We start from the raw sequence: 4,009 nt of genomic DNA on the forward strand, positions 1-4,009 counted from the left end.
GAATTTAGATTTTGGAAATAATATTTAAAGATGAGAGGAGTCAATAATGGAGGAACCAAATAAGCAAATTGATAATGTTTTAATAGAATTGAAACGATTGTTTTCAAAAGATTTATTAGGAGTCTATTTATATGGTTCTTATGTTAAAGGGGGTTTAAAAAAAGATAGTGATGTTGATTTTCTAGTGATAATAAATAGAGATATGACTAAAGAAGAAAAAAGAATATTAATTTCGAAAATTATGCCTATCTCTAAAGAAATTGGTGAAGATACAAGTTTAAAATATATAGAATTAACTGTGCTTAATTATCATGAAAATGAAAATTGGTCTTATCCACCTATTGAAGAGTTTATCTATGGGGAATGGCTTAGAGAAGATTATTTAAATTATTTTATTCCAGAAAAGAATAACAACATTGATTTAACAATATTATTATATCAAGCCAAGCTTTCTTCAATATCAATTTATGGCGAAAATAATATTAATAACTTAATTCCTGATGTTCCATTTATTGATTTACAAAAAGCTATAAAGGAAAGTTCTAAAGAATTGATAAAAGATTTTTATGGTGATGAAACAAATGTTATTTTAACCCTTTGTCGTATGATCGTAACTTATGAAACAGGTAAGTTTTATTCAAAAGATTTAGCTGGCAGTATGATAATAGAAAATTTATCAATTGAAGAAAATAATTTAATAAGTTTAGCTATTTCTAGTTATAAAAATGGTAATAGCGTTGATTGGGAACTTTTTCCTGTTAAGAGTGTCATTAAAAAACTTTATGCTTATTTGAATTATAAATTATGATAATAGCTTTTGTGATATTTGCAATATCAAGTATTCCTTAAATTTTGAAAAAGAAAGTAAGTAGTTGAATATATGTTGTTTTAGTTTTGATCTTTATATTTAACAACCACTATTTTGGTTGCTGGTGTTTTGATTTTGAATTTGGTTTTGAACTTATGGACTGACTTGTTCAGTCCATTTTTTGTGCTTGCACAAAAACATGTTTTAGCCTCGCAGAGCATACGGTTTAATGACTTATTTCAAAATAAGTCTAGTATGTTAGACTTAAAGTATTAAATACACGAAAACCCTTTGTGCAGAGGAGGAATTTTTATATGTCATATTCGATTGTGAGAGTTTCAAAAGTTAAATCTGGAACAAATACAACAGGTATTCAAAAACATGTTCAAAGAGAAAATAATAATTACGAAAACGAAGATATAGACCATAGTAAAACACATTTAAATTATGATTTAGTAAACGATAATAAACAAAACTTTAATAACTTGATTGAGGAAAAAATAGAGCAGAATTATACAAATAAAAGAAAAATTAGAACAGACGCAGTTAAACATATTGATGGGTTAATTACATCAGACAATGAATTTTTTAATAATCAAACATCAGAAGATACAAAGCGTTTTTTTGAACAAGCTAAACAGTTTTTAGAACAAGAATACGGTAAAGATAATTTATTATATGCAACGGTGCATATGGACGAGAAAACACCACATATGCATTATGGAGTTGTTCCGATTACTGATGACGGTCGTTTAAGTGCTAAAGAAGTTGTAGGTAATAAAAAAGCCTTAACGGAATTTCAAGATAGATTTAATGAGTATGTTAAACAACGAGGATATGACTTAGAACGTGGTCAATCAAGACAAGTTACGAATGCGAAACATGAGCAAATGAGCCAGTATAAACAAAAAACAGAATACCATAAGCAAGAATATGAGCGTGAGAGCCAAAAAACAGACCATATAAAGCAAAAGAACGATAAATTGATGCAAGAGTATCAAAAATCGTTAGAAACGCTTAAAAAGCCTATAAATGTTCCATATGAGCTTGAAACGGAAAAAGTAGGTGGTTTGTTTAACAAAGAAGTACAAGAAACTGGAAATGTTGTCATAAGCCAAGAAGATTTTAATGCCTTTCAAAAGCAAATAGAAGCAGCACAATTAATCAAAGATGATTATGAGTATATTAAGTCAGATAAAGCTCTAAATGACCTAAAAAACGAAAACAGTAGGCTTAAAGAAGAAAATAAGAGTATGTTTGAAACTCTGACGAAAGCGAATGAGGTTCTTGAAAAACGAAATAAACAACTTGATAACGCAAATAAACTTTTTGAAGTTCTTAGAGAAATTTTCAAGAAGTTAGAGCAAGCTATTGGTAGAAATAAATATAGGAATTTAATGAATGATGTGAGTAAAGATAATGGTCGCATGATACAAGTAATACGAACGTTAGATAAACAAATACATCCTGAAGAACATCAAGAACAAAAAGATAATCAGAAACGTGGTAGAGGTATGAGCAGATAATAAAAGCCCTTATCAGAATAGATAAAGGCTTAAGTAAATACAATGTGGTATTGGTTGTACTCTCATGTATTATAACACGCATTTATGCCGAGAAAATCTATTTGTCGATGAGAGCCCTTAATTAGACTTAAAGCGCCAGCGGTCAATAGCGTCAGCTATTAAATCGACCGATGGACAGCTTTAGGATTATTAAGGAGCGCAGAATCGTCGGCAAATAGAGGAATTGGAATAATGCAATAAAGATATTAAACTAGATCAGTTTTTAACTGGTCTTTTTATTTTGATAAGATTTCTTGAATTTTGGATATGTTAATAATACAATAGCATTACTTAGCATTACAAAAATGTAGACAAGGAGATGGTAACATGGCAAAGGAATCTAAAAATATGCGAAGTATTACAATTAGAGTAGATGAACAACTATACGATGATTACAAGCATGTGCTTCATGAACAATCTAAGATAGCTACGTATGACATTCGTCAGCATATGAAAAAAACCATAAATGACTATAAACAAAAAAAGGCTCAGTCTGATTAGACCAAGTCTTTTGATAGTGTTATATTAATAAACAAATAAAAAGAAGTCGCTCACTCCCTGACCAAAGTTTGTGATAGCGACTTACCCAAATAAAAACATAAGTTGTTTTTTATGATTTTGTATAGTTAGATATTAAACGATATTTGAATATACATCAAGATATATATTCGGGTGAGCGACTTCTTAAAGTAAATTAAGGAGTCGATTTTTTATGAGTAAAAAAGAGCAAGAAATCTTATCAAATCAAAGCATAGAATACGAAAATACAAATTTTTCTAAAACCGGCTACTCTAATAGCCGGTTACACGCACATACTGTGTGCATATCTGACCCAAAATTGAGCTTTGATGCTATGACAATTGTTGGAAATCTTAATAAAAGCAATGCTCACAAGCTATCCGAATTTATGAGTATTGAACCACAAATTAGACTTTGGGATATACTACAAACGAAATTTAAAGCTAAAGCTCTACAAGAAAAAGTATATATTGAATATGACAAAGTGAAAGCAGATACTTGGGATAGACGTAACATGCGTGTTGAATTTAATCCGAATAAACTTACACATGAAGAAATGCTTTGGTTAAAACAAAACATTATCGACTACATGGAAGATGATGGTTTTACAAGATTAGATTTAGCTTTTGATTTTGAAGATGATTTGAGTGATTACTATGCAATGACTGATAAAGCAGTTAAGAAAACTATTTTTTATGGTCGTAATGGTAAACCAGAAACGAAATATTTTGGTGTTCGTGACAGTGATAGATTTATTAGAATTTATAATAAAAAACAAGAACGTAAAGATAATGCAGATATTGAAATTGTTTCAGAATATTTATGGCGTGTAGAAATTGAATTAAAAAGAGATATGGTTGATTACTGGAATGATTGTTTTAATGATTTACATATTTTGAAACCCGATTGGAAAAGTATTGAACGAACATCTGACAGAGCAATTGTTTTTATGTTGTTAAATGACGAAGAAGAATGGGGAAAACTTCACAGAAATTCTAGAACAAAATATAAGAAATTGATTAAAGAAATTTCTCCAATTGATTTAACAAATTTAATGAAATCGACTTTAAAAGAGAACGAAAAACAATTGCAAAAGCAGATTGATTTTTGGCAACGT

Annotated in this window: 4 protein-coding genes; all 4 read left to right on the top strand. The window is 29.3% G+C overall.

From position 1 onward, the window contains the following. The first annotated feature begins 46 nt into the window (after positions 1-46). Positions 47-808 carry an aminoglycoside nucleotidyltransferase ANT(9) gene (gene ant(9) / locus KA867_RS12330; RefSeq protein WP_031901094.1) on the top strand — a complete coding sequence of 254 codons (762 nt, stop codon included), beginning with the start codon at positions 47-49 and terminating at the stop codon, positions 806-808. Between the two features lie 314 nt (positions 809-1,122). Continuing rightward, entirely contained in the window at positions 1,123-2,334 is a 1,212-nt protein-coding gene (mobV, locus tag KA867_RS12335; RefSeq protein WP_031901517.1) for a MobV family relaxase, read from the top strand. Positions 2,335-2,700: 366 nt separating this feature from the next. Further along, positions 2,701-2,874 carry a transcriptional regulator gene (locus KA867_RS12340; RefSeq protein ID WP_150527453.1) on the top strand — a complete coding sequence of 58 codons (174 nt, stop codon included), beginning with the start codon at positions 2,701-2,703 and terminating at the stop codon, positions 2,872-2,874. A 211-nt stretch (positions 2,875-3,085) separates the two neighbouring features. Then, the coding region (locus KA867_RS12345) for a replication initiation factor domain-containing protein (RefSeq protein ID WP_210138221.1) at positions 3,086-4,009 on the top strand (924 nt) is incomplete at its 3' end.

Origin of the sequence: Staphylococcus sp. GDH8C109P, from assembly GCF_017893405.1 — a bacterium.
GTDB lineage: Bacteria > Bacillota > Bacilli > Staphylococcales > Staphylococcaceae > Staphylococcus > Staphylococcus cohnii.